Source organism: Clostridium tanneri (genome assembly GCF_033659955.1).
GTDB classification, from domain to species: Bacteria; Bacillota; Clostridia; order Clostridiales; family Clostridiaceae; genus Clostridium_AM; species Clostridium_AM tanneri.
Genome location: NZ_JARUJP010000086.1, coordinates 1 through 605, shown reverse-complemented (window position 1 = coordinate 605; position 605 = coordinate 1). Strand labels below are relative to the sequence as shown.

The following is a 605-nucleotide window of genomic DNA, read 5'->3' as shown; positions in this document are numbered from 1 at the left end:
CTAGAAAATAAAACAGCTAAACTTGGTGTTGTTGGATTAGGATATGTAGGACTTCCCCTTGCAGTTGAAAAAGCTAAAGCGGGATATGAAGTAATTGGCTTTGATGTTCAAGAGCAAAAAGTCCAAATGGTAAATGAAGGACATAACTATATAGGTGATGTAGTTGATGAAGACCTAAAAGGGCTTGTAGAGTCAGGTAAGTTAAGAGCAACTACAGATTTCAGCTTTGTTAAGGATGTAGATACAGTATGTATCTGTGTGCCTACTCCACTTGATTTATACAAACAGCCAGATATATCCTATGTTGTAAATTCAACAAAAAGCGTGGCAAAGTATCTTCATAGAGGAATGCTTATAGTTCTTGAAAGTACTACTTATCCAGGAACAACAGAAGAAGTATTAAAACCAATACTTGAGGAAAGTGGGTTAAAGTGTGGAGAAGATTTCTTCCTAGCTTTCTCACCAGAAAGAGTTGACCCAGGTAATAAAGAATTCAAGACTAAAAATACTCCTAAGGTAGTTGGAGGATGTACTGCTGAATGTACAGAAGTAGCAGCTACTCTTTATAGAAATATACTTGAGGGAGAAATCTACACAGTTTCTTC

At 36.4% G+C, this 605-nt stretch carries 1 protein-coding gene; it reads left to right on the top strand.

Translation table 11 applies throughout. From position 1 onward, the window contains the following. On the top strand, nucleotides 1-605 hold a 605-nt coding region (locus tag P8V03_RS19045; RefSeq protein ID WP_318799380.1), incomplete at both ends, for a nucleotide sugar dehydrogenase.